A 12,412-nucleotide genomic window follows, 5' to 3' on the forward strand; every position below is an offset into this window, starting at 1 on the left:
AATGCTTCTGAGGCACATTCCGCCGACGAGCCATGGGGGAAGGTTCGGCCTTGATCTTCGGGTTGGAACAGGATGGCGGAAGTGGAGAGACCAGTACGCGGCAAACGCAAGCCTCGCAAGACGGTGGCGCGTGGCCGCAGTGCGCCGTCGTCGGGTGAAAATAGAGGTTCTGCGAAAGCGCTTCGCGAACTGGTCGAGGCCGGTTCGGACTGGATTTGGGAGACTGATGCCGAGCTGCGCTTTTCCTGGCTTTCAGAAAGCTTTCAGACGGCCACCGGCATCGATCCGGCGAGCGTTCTCGGCCGCTTCTGCTTCAACTTCCTCGAACAGGTCCTGGTCGGCAACCGAAATGCCGCGGACCACCTGGAGGATCTGCGGGCACATCGGCCATTTCGCGATTTCGTCTTTGAGCTGAAGCGTGGCCGGGCGGATTGCCGTTGGGTTTGCATCAGCGCCTTTCCACGTTTCGACCCCGAGAAGAAATTTGCCGGGTATCGCGGCGTCGGCCGTAATGTCACAGCGCTCGCCGCTGCATTCGACGAGTTGAGGCGGACGCAAGAGCAAAATGCTGCGTCGACGGACGGCGAGACCGAACAGATCCTGTCCGACGTGGCGCGCACGGTAGCCACCGTGCTCATGGATGACGGACCCTATACGCTCGCCCCCAGCCAAGCTCATCCAGGGGTCTCCGGAACGTCCGAAAGCGAAGCGGCGGCCGAGCCCTTTGCCACCCTTCGCACAATGGTCGATTCGATGCCGATCGGCATTGTCCTCCTCGACGCCGAACTGCGCGTGGAAATGATCAACAAGGCCTTTTACGAGCTTTGCAAGGTCGACCCCCGGCGCGCCGATATAGGCAGCTCCTTTCGCGACGTCATGGAGGCCAGCCGGGATGTCGATCCCAATGGTTCCGATGAGGAGGCCTGGCGGAAGCACATCGCCGGGCGCGAGACGGAAATCAAGGCGGGCGTGGTGGGATCGCGACAATTGCCGCGCAATGACGGGCGGACGCTGGTCTCCTCGATAGCCTCGCTTGCCGACGGCAGGCGGCTGATTTCCTATGTCGACGTCACCGACATCAAGGACCGAGAGGCGGAACTTGCCGAGGCGCTGGAAAAATCGCGGCTTGCCGAGGCGGTGATCAACGACGTCAAGGATCCGATCTTCGTCAAGGACGACAATTTGCGCTTCGTGTTCGTCAACGAGGCGTTCGCCGCGCTGTACGGACAGCGGCCGCAGGCCATGCTCGGCAGGCCTGGTGGCGATTTCGTCAAGCCGGAAGAGGCCACACGCTTCGAAGAGAGCGAAAGGCAGGTCCTGGCGAGCGGCCGCCCCTATGAGGCGGAGGAAGACTTCGCCTATTCGGGCATCGGCAGCTCCCGCATCGTCAGGAAAAACCGTGTCTCGATGGCGAGCGGCCGCAATTATGTTGCCGGCTTCATCTTCGACATTTCCGGCATGAAGCGCCGCGAAACCGAAGCCGAAGATGCGCGCAAGCATCTCGCCACCGTGCTGGATTCACTACCCGCCGGTGTCCTCATCTACGATCGCGACGATAATTTCGTCTTTGCCAATCGCAAGCTGCAGGACATGCTGCCCGCCTTGAAATCCGCTTGGCAGGCTGGACATACATTCCGCGAGGCGTTGGCGCTCGGTCATTCCGCCGGCTATTTCCGCACCAGCGGCGATCCCGAACTCGACAAGCTCTATGACAGCGATCCCGGCCGTTGGCTCGACGGCATATTGGCCCGCTACCGCCTGCCCAGCGCGTCCTTCGAACGCGTCAATCCCGACGGCCGCTGGTATCAGGTCCACGACATGCGGACCGACGACGGCACGTTCATCGGCGTGCGTATCGACATCTCCGAGATCAAGAGCCGCGAAAAGGCACTGAATGACAGCATGCGCGAGAATGAGGTGTTCCGCAGCCTCATCGACAATGTGCCGGTGTCGATCTACGCCAAGCGCTCCGACCTCAGGCTGTTCTACGTCAACAAGCGCTGGTGCGATCTCACCGGCTTCAGGATGGAAGAGGCGATCGGCAAGACCGACATCGAGATTTTCGGGACGGATGGCGAAGCCTTCGTCAAGGGCGATCTTGCGGTGCTGCGCAGCGGTGAGACCCAAGAGATCGAGGAGACAGTAACGCTGGCCGATGGCAACTTCCGCCATCAGTTCGCACGCAAGGGCGCGCTGATCGCGTCGGACGGTTCGCACTATCTGATCGGCTCGACCACCGACATCACCGAGATGAAGCAGCGCGAAGCCGAACTGTGCGAGGCACGGCAGCGGGCGGTGCTTGCCGACCGCGCCAAGTCGGAATTCCTGGCCAATATGAGCCACGAGATCCGCACGCCGATGAACGGCGTGCTCGGCATGGCCGAGCTGCTGGCCAAATCCAATCTCGACCCGAAGCAGAGGATCTTCACGGATATCATCGTGAAGTCGGGGAACGCGCTGCTCACCATCATCAATGACATCCTGGATTTCTCCAAGATCGATGCCGGTCAGCTCGTGCTCGATCCGGCGCCCTTCAACCTTCGCGAGGCGATCGAGGACGTGGAGACGCTGGTGTCGGCGCGCGCCAAGGAGAAGGATATCGAGCTCATCGTGCGCGTCGAGCCTGGCCTTGAAAGCCTGTTCGTCGGCGATGCCGGCCGCATCAGGCAGATCGTCACCAACCTGCTCGGCAATGCGGTGAAGTTCACCGACGAAGGCCACGTGCTGGTCGATGTGAGGGGCGAAAGCGGTCCGGCGGGAACCAGGCTCACCATCTCGGTGACCGATACGGGCATCGGCATTCCGCAGGACAAGCTGAAGTTTGTCTTCGAGAAATTCAGCCAGGTCGACACTTCGTCGACAAGACGGCACGAAGGCACCGGGCTTGGCCTTGCCATCACCTCGCGGCTCGTCGATCTCATGGGAGGCGAGATCGGCGTCGACAGCGCCGAGGGCGAGGGCTCGACCTTCTGGTTCAAGGTGACACTGCCCGCAGCCGGGAACCAGAACGGGCAACGTATCATGCCGGTGGACGTGACCGGCGCGCGGGTGCTGATCGTCGACGACAATGCCGTCAACCAGACGATCCTGACCGAGCAGATGATTTCTTGGGGTTTCGATTCCTGCGCGGCAGAAAGCGGCGACGTGGGACTAGACGTGCTCGTCACCGCCGCTGCCTATGGCGTGCCGGTCGACTGCGTCGTTCTCGATTACCAGATGCCGGGGATGAACGGCGCCGAAATGGCGCGGATCATCCGCAATACTGCCGGCCTCGCCGGAACGCCGATCATCATGCTGACATCCGTCGACCAGTCGCTGGCCAACGCCAGCTTTCATGATCTGTGCATCGACGCCCAGCTGATCAAGCCGGCGCGCAGCTCGGTGCTGCTGGAAACGCTGGTTACCACCATCCAGCGCCGCCGCCACATCATGACCGGCACCGGCGCGCGGCCGACCGGTTCGGGAAACGACATGTCGCAGCCATTGCCGGCGCAATCGCCCGCCGCGGCGTCGAGCGCGTCCGAACAAGCGCTGCTTGAGCCACCGCCGGTTCGCCTCCGCGCCTCGTTGGGCGCCGAGCATCGGCTGGACATCCTCGTTGCCGAGGACAACGAGGTGAACCAGCTGGTCTTCAACCAAATTCTCGGAGAAACCGGCTACCGCTTCGAGATCGTCGACAATGGCCGCAAGGCGCTGGACGCAGTCGGCAGGCTTGATCCGCGCATGATCCTGATGGATGTCTCGATGCCTGAGATGAACGGCCTCGAAGCAACCGCCGCGGTTCGCCGGCTGGAGGAAGAGAGCGACAGGCATGTTCCGATCGTCGGCGTCAGCGCGCACGCGCTGAAGGACGATCGCGAGCGATGCCTGCAGGCAGGCATGGACGATTATCTGTCCAAGCCCATCAGTCCGAGGGCCCTGCTGGAAAAGGTCGAGCGCTGGCTCGACGCAGATGGCATGGTCCAGAGCAACGCGGGATAGAACGCTACAGTACCCGCGCGTCCTTTGGACGCCCCAACGAAGCTGGGGTTTTTGATTTTTGCACGTAGTCCTTTTCGAACCTTCGGTTCGTGGGTGATGCGCTAATTCATGAAGATTGTCGCAAAATCAGCCGAGATTCGGGTGGTGCCTGGCGGACGAGACTATGGTGCGATCGCACCATACCAAAGCGCACGCCCAGCCGGAACAATGAGTGCATTCGAGTTCCGCCCCTCCAGTTACGGGCGGGAGCAGCGACCGCCGGCAAGAGACAGCGTCAAATTCTACCCCAACGGACCCTGTTTCGGCGATGGCACGGGCCATGACATCCTCTGGCCGCATGCAACGCGCTCCCGCCCGGATTTTCTTTTTTGACCAGGGCGTCCGACCAGCGAACTGCCGGAAATCGTGCAAGTCGCTGATTCCAGCGGCAAACCGAGGCTATGCCGGCGAGAGCCCACGATCAATCCTTTCGACGTGGCTGTGCGGCGTTACCGGGGTGACATGAAACTGTCATGCAACTGTAATAATCGAAGGCTATTGGCCTCGGCGGGTGCCGACACACAATGGCGCCGAGAGACCATCTTCCGAACAGGAGCAGGCCATATGAAAAAATTCCTCCTTACGGCGTCGGCCGCGGCGCTTGCGCTCGCCGCGTCGGCTGGTTACGCCGCCGCGCGCGACCAGATCCAAATTGTCGGTTCGTCCACAGTGTTCCCCTTCACGACGGCTGTCGCTGAAAAGCTCGGCCAGAGCGGAAAGATCAAGACCCCGGTCGTCGAGTCGACTGGCACCGGCGGCGGCATGAAGCTGTTTTGCCAAGGCGTCGGCGAAAATACCCCCGACTTCACCAATGCCTCGCGCGCGATCAAGGACAGCGAACTTGAAACCTGCAAGGCAAACGGCGTGACGCCGGTCGAGATCAAGGTCGGCTTCGACGGCATCGTGTTCGCCAACTCGAAGGCAGGGACTGTCGTTGATCTGACCAAGGAACAGGTTTTCAAGGCGCTCGCCAAGAACGTCGCTGTTGACGGAAAGGTCGTCCCCAATCCCTACAAGAACTGGTCGGATGTCGATGCGTCGCTTCCCGCGACAAAGATCGAGGTGCTTGGCCCGCCGCCCACGTCTGGCACCCGCGATGCGTTCGTTGAACTCGTCATGGATGCGGCCTGCCAGAAAGAAGTGAAGGCGGCTAATGAAAAGGGCTGCGGCGAGATCCGCGAAGACGGCGCTTTTGTCGAAGCCGGCGAAAACGACAATCTGATCGTCCAGAAACTGGAAGCCAACTCCAATGCCTTTGGCATCTTTGGTTTCTCGTTCCTTGACCAGAACGCCGACAAGCTGCAAGGCCACAAGGTCGACGGCATCGAGCCGACCTTCGAGAACATCGCATCCGGCAAGTACGGCGTTTCCCGCTCGCTCTACATCTATGCCAAGAAAGAGCATGTCGGCGTCATCCCCGGCATGCAAGAGTTCATCGCCGAGTACACCTCGGAGGGCGCATGGGGTTCCGAGGGTTATCTGGCCGACAAGGGCCTGATCCCGATGCCGGACGCCGAGCGCGCCACTTGGGCCGAAAACGCCAAGGCCCTGAAGGGTATGGGCTCCTGATGTTTCGGGGTCCGGGCAAATATCCGCTCTGACCCTCATGCTCTAAAGCACAAAGCGCGGGACCAACGTCCCGTGCTTTGAGCCGGTGAATGACCGGCGGTCGAGGGGACGTCCTGAATCATGGTCGGTTATCTCGTTGTTCTTCTCTTAATTCTGGCCGCTGCGGCCTATTGGATTGGCCGGACACGCGCCGTTGCCAGTGTCAATGGCGACGTGGCGCGACTGCATTCGCTGCCTGGCCAGCATGGCACGTTTCTGGCGCTTTTTGCTGCCGGTCCCGCGTTGTTTGCGATCGTGTTGTGGTCGATGGTGACGCCGGGAATTGAATCGTCGATCATCGCCGACCGCTTCTCCGCCGAGTTGTCGGGAATGGGCGTTCCGCAGGCCGAAGCTTTCATGCGCGACGCTCGCGCGATGGCCTTTGGCGGGCTTGTCGGCTTCGCCGATCCCACGAAAGAGGCAGCCGCAGCCGTCTACAAATCGATTCATGCGACCAGCGCCTGGATCATCTGGGCCGTCGCGCTAATGCTTTCCGCGTCCGGATTTTACTGGGCCTATTCGCGCATCGCACAGGCCTACAGGGCGCGCCACGTGGTCGAGCGCGTTCTTCGCGCGTTCTTGATCGTCTGTTCGGCGGTCGCGATCCTGACGACGATCGGTATCGTCTTGTCGCTTATCTTCGAATCCTTGCGGTTCTTCCAACAGGTGCCGCTCTATAAATTTTTGTTCGGCACGCATTGGTCGCCGCAGAGCGCCTTCACCGGCGCCGGAGCGGAAGCCGGGGCGGTCAACCAGGACATTTTTGGCATGGTGCCGCTCTTTGCCGGCACGTTGCTCATCACCTTCATTGCCATGCTGGTCGCTGCGCCTATCGGGCTGATGGCTGCGATCTATCTTTCGGATTACGCCTCCAAAAGCGTCCGCGCGCTCGCAAAGCCGGTACTGGAAATCCTCGCCGGCATTCCGACCGTCGTCTACGGCTTCTTCGCCGCGCTGACGGTTGCGCCCTACTTCCGCAGTATGGGCGAAAGCCTGGGCCTCAACGTTGCGTCCGAATCCGCGCTCGCCGCAGGCGTGGTCATGGGTATCATGATCATTCCCTTCGTTTCCTCGCTTTCCGATGATGTGATCAACGCCGTTCCGCAATCCCTGAGAGACGGCTCTGCCGGCCTCGGCGCGACCAAGTCTGAAACCATCCGCAAGGTGATCCTTCCCGCGGCCCTTCCGGGCATCGTTTCGGCGATGCTGCTCGCAGTCAGCCGCGCAATCGGTGAAACAATGATCGTGGTCATGGCCGCGGGGCTGGCGGCAAATCTCACGGCGAACCCGCTCGAAGCGGTAACCACCGTGACAGTGCAGATCGTGACGCTGCTTGTGGGCGATCAGGAATTCGACAGCGCCAAGACGCTTGCAGCCTTCGCACTCGGCTTGGTGCTGTTCTGCATCACGCTTACCCTCAACATCGTCGCTTTGCGCGTCGTCCAGAAATACCGAGAGCAATATGACTGATGCGATCGCGTCATTCGGCGCCGGCAGACGGCCGGTCAGCATTCATACCGACGATGCCGCGAAGGCGCGGTTGAAGGGCCGTTACCGTGCGGAAACGTGGTTCAAATGGCTTGGCGCCGCAGCCGTCGCGTTGGCCGGCTTGTTCCTTGTGCTGCTCCTGTCGACGATCGTCACGCAGGCGATCCCGGCGCTGCGGCTGAACTACCTGACGCTGCCGATCGACCTTTCGGCGGCCAAGGTCGACCCGGCGAAGCTCGATGCCGTGAATTACGACGCCATTGCCCAGGAAGCGCTTGCGGCAAAATTTCCGGATGTGACGAGCCGTCAGGACAAGCGCCTGCTGCGCGGGCTGATTTCCACTGGCACCGGCGTCTTCCTGCGCAAAGATATTGCGGCCGATCCGGGGATGCTCGGACGAACGGTGAACTATGCGGTTCCACTTGACGATTTTGCCGACCTCTATCTCAAGGGTTTGCTTGCCGACGTCGGTTCGGACGAGGCGATTTCGACAAGCGTTACGCCTTCGGAAACCAGCGGCGACATCGATCTGACCTTCGGCGACGATACCATGCTGGCGCTGGCGCGTGGCTGGGGGGCGACCGAGGGCGAAAACGGCATGCTCACGCTGACGAGCGGCGCGTCGTCGCTGCTGGTCGCGTTCAATGGCGGCACGGTCAAGCTCACCGCGCTGTCGCCTGGCGCCAACGGAACGGCGGTCGCAAAGGGCACGGTGATCGAGGCGTTGGACAGCACGGCGCCAGCCGCGAGCGGCCAGGCATTCCTGCGTGTCATCGATACGCCGGAAGCGTCGCGAAAGATTTCAGACAAGGAGATCGCCTGGCTCGACACGCTGAAGAGCGCCGGCCTGATCGAAAGCCGGTTCAACTCGATCTTCTTCTTCACCGGCGCAAGCCGCGAGCCGGAACTGGCCGGTGTCTGGGGTGCGGTCGTCGGATCGTTCCTGACCATGATTGTAACGCTCGCCATCGCCTTCCCGATCGGTGTTTCGGCGGCGATCTATCTTGAGGAATTTGCGCCCAAGAACCGGCTGACGACGATCATCGAAGTGAATATCAACAATCTGGCGGCGGTGCCTTCGATCGTCTTCGGCCTGCTTGGACTTGCCGTATTCCTGAATTTCTTCGGCCTGCCGCGCTCGGCCCCGGTGGTCGGCGGCATGGTGCTGGCGCTGATGACCCTGCCGATCATCATTATCGCCTCACGCGCTTCGCTGCGCGCCGTGCCACCGTCGATCCGCGAGGCGGCGCTTGGCATCGGGGCGTCCAAGGTCCAGACCGTATTCCATCACGTCCTGCCGCTGGCGATGCCGGGTATCATGACCGGCACCATCCTCGGAATGGCGCATGCGCTGGGCGAAACCGCGCCGTTGCTGATGATCGGCATGGTCGCCTTCATCGTCGATATTCCCGGCGGCTTCACCGATCCCGCGACGATCCTGCCGGTGCAGATATTCATGTGGGCCGATTTTCCGGAAGCCGGGTTCCAGCAGAAGACTTCGGCGGCGATTTTGATTTTGTTGGTGTTTTTGGTCATCATGAATGCCATCGCGGTGATACTGCGCAGGCGCTTCGAGCGGCGCTGGTAAGGAGTAGAGGATATGAACATCATGACGGAAGCCAGCGTCGAACAGAAACTGGGTAGCGGAACCAACGAACCTTCGATCAAGATGAAGGGCGAAAAGGTCTCTGTTCATTACGGCGAGAAGCGAGCTCTGTTCGACGTGGATCTCGATGTCCGCGAGAACCAGGTGACGGCGCTAATCGGCCCGTCCGGCTGCGGCAAGTCGACCTTCCTGCGCTGCCTCAACCGGATGAATGACACGATCTCGATCGCCCGGGTCACCGGCAAGATCACGCTCGACAGCGAGGATATCTACGACCCGAAAATCGATGTCGTCGAGCTGCGAGCTCGCGTCGGCATGGTGTTCCAGAAGCCGAATCCGTTTCCGAAGTCGATCTACGAAAACGTCGCCTACGGTCCGCGCATTCACGGCCTGGCCAGGAGCAAGGCCGAGTTGGACGGCATCGTCGAATCGAGCCTGAAAAAGGCCGGTCTGTTCAACGAAGTGAAGGATCGCCTGCTCGAGTCGGGTACCGGTCTCTCCGGCGGACAGCAGCAGCGCCTATGCATCGCGCGCGCCATCGCTGTGTCGCCGGAGGTGATCCTGATGGACGAACCCTGTTCGGCGCTCGATCCGATAGCCACTGCCCGCGTCGAGGAACTGATTGACGAACTGCGCCAGAACTACACGATCGTCATCGTCACCCATTCGATGCAGCAGGCGGCGCGCGTGTCGCAGCGCACGGCGATGTTCCATCTCGGCTATCTGGTCGAGGAGGGCGCCACCGACAAGATGTTCACCAACCCCGACGACAAGCGAACCCAGGACTACATCACCGGCCGGTTCGGTTGAGCGGTCCGGCGGCGAATTTCGAACACGAGGACAGGATCATGGGCGAACATACCGTCGCGTCTTTTGACGAGGATCTGGCGCAGATCAGCAAATTGATCAGCGACATGGGCGATCTGGCCCGTTTGATGGTCAGTGGTTCGACCAAGGCGCTGCTGAACTCGGACAACACGCTGGCGCAGCGCGTCGTTTCCGACGACGCCATCATGGATGCGCGCCAGCGCGAGCTGGACGACCGCGCCATCACGCTGATCGCCAAGCGCCAGCCGATGGCCAATGATTTGCGTGCCGTGGTCGGCTCGATCCGCATGGCCGGCGATCTCGAACGGATCGGTGACCTTGCCAAGAACATCGCCAAGCGCGTCGGCACCGTCGGCCTCAGCGTCACGCCGCGCGACCTGTCGCATTCCATCGACGCGATGGCGCAGCTGGTGCTCATCCAGGTGCAAGGCGTGATCGAGGAATATGCCGCAAAGGACGCGTCGGCACTCGCCAAGCTCCGAAACGAGGATGAGCGCATCGACGTCAAATACACCTCGGTGTTCCGCGAGTTGCTGACCTACATGATGGAGGATCCGCGCAACATCACCGCTTGCACGCATCTCCTGTTCTGCGCCAAGAATCTTGAGCGCATCGGAGACCATGTCACCAACATCGCCGAGAACGCCTATTACGTGCTGACCGGCTCGCAGCTGCCCGCCAATCGTCCGAAGCAGGACGAAACGGCGATGTCGGCGCCCGCGGCATGACAGGGGCGACCGGTCGATGATCGCGCCACGCATCATGGTGGTGGAGGACGAGGAGCCGCTGGGAGTACTGCTCCGCTACAACCTCGAATCAGAGGGCTACCAGGTCGAAGTGGTGACGCGTGGCGACGAGGCCGAGATCCGGCTGCAGGAGAACGTGCCCGATCTGTTGGTGCTCGACTGGATGGTGCCGGCGGTTTCCGGCATCGAGCTCTGCCGGCGGCTCAGAATGCGGCCCGAAACCGAGCGGCTGCCGATCATCATGCTGACGGCGCGTGGCGAGGAGAGCGACCGCGTGCGCGGCCTCTCCACCGGCGCCGACGACTATCTGGTCAAGCCGTTCTCGACGCCGGAGTTCATGGCCAGGGTCAAGGCGCTGCTGCGCCGCGCCAAGCCCGAAGTGCTGTCCAGCGTGCTAAAAGTCGGCGATATCATGCTCGACCGCGAGTCGCATCGGGTCTATCGCAAGAAGAGCGAGATCCGGCTCGGGCCGACCGAATTCCGACTGCTCGAATTCATGATGCGGCACCCCGGTCGCGTCTTCTCGCGCAGCCAGTTGCTCGACAATGTCTGGGGCGAGACGATCTATATCGACGAGCGCACGGTCGACGTGCATGTCGGCCGGCTGCGCAAGGCGGTCAACAATGGCCGCATGCCCGATGTCATCCGCACCATCCGCGGCGCAGGCTACGCGATCAGGGAAGACTAAACGTAGCCTCTGAGTTCAGGCCACGTCTTTCTTTCCAGGCTTTGCCTGGATGCCCGGCGCGAAAATCTCCTGGTCGACGAAGCTCAGCGCCCGCATGGCGCAGCCTTCGCGGATCAGCGGCAGTTCATTCGGCTCGGTGTCGAAGGAGATCGAACCCGAATGCTGGCCGCCGGCGGTCTGGGCGATGGCTTCGCGCAGCGCCGGTTCGATCAGGTCGAAGGCGCCGGCGCTGACGCCGACCATGGCGACCGGCGCCGGATCGATCAGCGCAAACAGGCTGCCGAGGCCGAAGCCGAGTGCTTCGCCGGCCTTGCGGTAGGCTTCGCGTTCCGGCCCATCCGCCTCACGCGCCCGGACGGCCAGCGCCCGCATATCGGCGTCGCTGACGTCGGCGACCGGCTCGGCATCCTCACCCATCTGTCTCGCATTGCGCCAGATGGCGTAGTTGCCGGCATAGGCCTCGACACAGCCGCGCCGGCCGCAGCGGCAGAGCGCGCCGCCCGGCCGATGGATCATGTGGCCGAACTCGCCCCCCGAGGAATGGGTGCCGGTGAACAGTTCACCCTTCAACACCAGTCCCATGCCGATGCCGTGCGAGAGCAGGATGGCGATGAAGTCGTCGCGATAGCGGTTCGGGTCGCGCCAGCGCAACGCGACCGCCATCATGTTGCAGTCGTTCTCCATGGTGGCGGGAATGCCGAACTCGGCTTCCAATATGTCGGCGAAGGCTATGTTCGTCTGCGGCGTGATCGGCGACCACAGCATGGCGCGGGCATGGGAATCGGTGATGCCCTGGATCGCCAGCGCGATGCGGGCGATGCTTTGCACATCGAGGTCGGGATCTTCGAGCCGGCGCCGGACTATTGCCGTGCATTCGCCGATCAGTTCGTCACGCGGCATGGTCAGCGTGTCCAGCCGGCGCTGCTCCTCGGCAATCACCTGTCCGGCATAGTCGATGACGGCGACCGACAGGAAATTCAGCGACAACACGACGGTCAACACCGCCGCCGCCTCTGGATTGAGGGCGAGGCCCACCTGCGGCCGGCCGCGTTTCAGCGAAACGGCCTCGCCTGCCTTGCTCTCGCTCAGGATGCCTTCCCCGATCAGGTCGGAAGAGATCGCCGATATGGTCGAATGGCTGAGGCCGGTGGTCGCCGCGATCTCCGTCCGCGACGGCTGGCCGGCCCGGCGCACGGCCGAAATGACCATCGCCCGATTGCGCCGGCGCAAATCGTCATGGCGGATTCCAACCGACATTTTTCTCCTCCCTGTTTGCCTCCACCCGATTGCCGCGGCCGCTCATGAAATTGGCTGCCGTCGGCAATGTCCGACAAATACTGTCAGAAGGACTAGGGTCTGTCATTATTTATTCCGAGTCTCGAAAAAAACTCGGCAAGGCATCAAAATCCATCAGAATCGATGTTGACA

At 61.9% G+C, this 12,412-nt stretch carries 8 protein-coding genes; 7 read left to right on the forward strand and 1 reads right to left on the reverse strand.

Annotation, left to right across the window (positions count from 1 at the left end):
- Positions 1–72: 72 nt before the first annotated feature.
- From MESS2_RS09200 to phoB, 7 genes are all read left to right on the forward strand, one after another.
- A complete protein-coding gene (locus MESS2_RS09200; protein ID WP_008873918.1) occupies positions 73–3,981 on the forward strand; it encodes a PAS domain-containing hybrid sensor histidine kinase/response regulator in 3,909 nt (1,302 codons plus the stop codon).
- A 603-nt stretch (positions 3,982–4,584) separates the two neighbouring features.
- Positions 4,585–5,589: a PstS family phosphate ABC transporter substrate-binding protein gene (locus MESS2_RS09205; protein ID WP_008873919.1), complete on the forward strand. Its 1,005-nt coding sequence runs from the start codon at positions 4,585–4,587 to the stop codon at positions 5,587–5,589.
- Positions 5,590–5,709: 120 nt separating this feature from the next.
- A complete protein-coding gene (gene pstC / locus MESS2_RS09210; protein WP_008873920.1) occupies positions 5,710–7,098 on the forward strand; it encodes a phosphate ABC transporter permease subunit PstC in 1,389 nt (462 codons plus the stop codon).
- Positions 7,091–8,704 (forward strand): phosphate ABC transporter permease PstA, encoded by a 1,614-nt coding sequence (gene pstA / locus MESS2_RS09215; RefSeq protein ID WP_008873921.1) that lies wholly within the window; start codon positions 7,091–7,093, stop codon positions 8,702–8,704. Before pstC ends, pstA begins: the two co-directional genes overlap by 8 nt.
- Before the next feature lie 12 nt (positions 8,705–8,716).
- Positions 8,717–9,532: a phosphate ABC transporter ATP-binding protein PstB gene (gene pstB, locus MESS2_RS09220; RefSeq protein WP_040592572.1), complete on the forward strand. Its 816-nt coding sequence runs from the start codon at positions 8,717–8,719 to the stop codon at positions 9,530–9,532.
- Positions 9,533–9,570: 38 nt separating this feature from the next.
- The gene (phoU, locus tag MESS2_RS09225; RefSeq protein ID WP_040592591.1) at positions 9,571–10,278 is read left to right on the forward strand and encodes a phosphate signaling complex protein PhoU; all 708 of its coding nucleotides are present in this window, start codon (positions 9,571–9,573) and stop codon (positions 10,276–10,278) included.
- A 16-nt stretch (positions 10,279–10,294) separates the two neighbouring features.
- Complete coding sequence (gene phoB / locus MESS2_RS09230; protein ID WP_008873924.1) at positions 10,295–10,984, forward strand: phosphate regulon transcriptional regulator PhoB; 690 nt, start codon at positions 10,295–10,297, stop codon at positions 10,982–10,984.
- Positions 10,985–10,999: 15 nt separating this feature from the next.
- Here phoB and MESS2_RS09235 read toward each other — a convergent pair whose 3' ends face one another.
- Positions 11,000–12,241, reverse strand: a complete 1,242-nt coding sequence (locus MESS2_RS09235) for an ROK family protein (RefSeq protein ID WP_008873925.1) — start codon at positions 12,239–12,241, stop codon at positions 11,000–11,002.
- Positions 12,242–12,412 lie beyond the last annotated feature (171 nt).

This window comes from Mesorhizobium metallidurans STM 2683 (genome assembly GCF_000350085.1).
GTDB lineage: Bacteria > Pseudomonadota > Alphaproteobacteria > Rhizobiales > Rhizobiaceae > Mesorhizobium > Mesorhizobium metallidurans.

Excerpts from the sequence above, each read along its gene's own strand:
- MESS2_RS09200 (WP_008873918.1), top strand. The coding sequence starts at position 73 with ATGGCGGAAGTGGAGAGACCAGTACGCGGCAAACGCAAGCCTCGCAAG.
- MESS2_RS09205 (WP_008873919.1), top strand. The coding sequence starts at position 4,585 with ATGAAAAAATTCCTCCTTACGGCGTCGGCCGCGGCGCTTGCGCTCGCC.
- pstC (WP_008873920.1), top strand. The coding sequence starts at position 5,710 with ATGGTCGGTTATCTCGTTGTTCTTCTCTTAATTCTGGCCGCTGCGGCC.
- pstA (WP_008873921.1), top strand. The coding sequence starts at position 7,091 with ATGACTGATGCGATCGCGTCATTCGGCGCCGGCAGACGGCCGGTCAGC.
- pstB (WP_040592572.1), top strand. The coding sequence starts at position 8,717 with ATGAACATCATGACGGAAGCCAGCGTCGAACAGAAACTGGGTAGCGGA.
- phoU (WP_040592591.1), top strand. The coding sequence starts at position 9,571 with ATGGGCGAACATACCGTCGCGTCTTTTGACGAGGATCTGGCGCAGATC.
- phoB (WP_008873924.1), top strand. The coding sequence starts at position 10,295 with ATGATCGCGCCACGCATCATGGTGGTGGAGGACGAGGAGCCGCTGGGA.
- MESS2_RS09235 (WP_008873925.1), bottom strand. The coding sequence starts at position 12,241 with ATGTCGGTTGGAATCCGCCATGACGATTTGCGCCGGCGCAATCGGGCG.